This is a genomic window from Bacteroides sp. OF03-11BH (genome assembly GCF_003604005.1).
GTDB classification, from domain to species: domain Bacteria; phylum Bacteroidota; class Bacteroidia; order Bacteroidales; family Bacteroidaceae; genus Bacteroides; species Bacteroides ovatus.
Genome location: NZ_QTMW01000127.1, coordinates 1 through 352, shown reverse-complemented (window position 1 = coordinate 352; position 352 = coordinate 1). Strand labels below are relative to the sequence as shown.

Sequence of the window (352 nt, the reverse complement as noted above, 5' to 3'; positions counted from 1 at the left end):
CAGTCCCGATTTACATTTCGGTTTCCATATTTCCTTTCCGTTACGGTTTGTCAGTTCCAAGACTCCCCAATCGAAAAGTTTTTTACGGACTGTTTCCGTACTGACATTCAAGCAGACCCTTTTACCATAGGTTCTTCTCAATCTACCCCGTTTATCCCGTCTTTGGTCATTGGACTTTCTTACAGTGATTTCATATCCGAGAAACTTGGCCGGTCTTTCCGTGTGAGTGACAAGTGTCTTTTCATCGGACAGCTCCAATGCCAGTCTGTCAGCAAGGAAGTTTTTAATATCTTCTTTTATCTGTTGCGCATCCTGCTTGCTTCCGATAATTCCCACAAGAAAATCATCTGCA

At 42.9% G+C, this 352-nt stretch carries 1 pseudogene; it reads right to left on the bottom strand.

From position 1 onward, the window contains the following. Positions 1-352: pseudogene (locus tag DXA54_RS28700) on the bottom strand (group II intron reverse transcriptase/maturase); the annotation flags it as partial.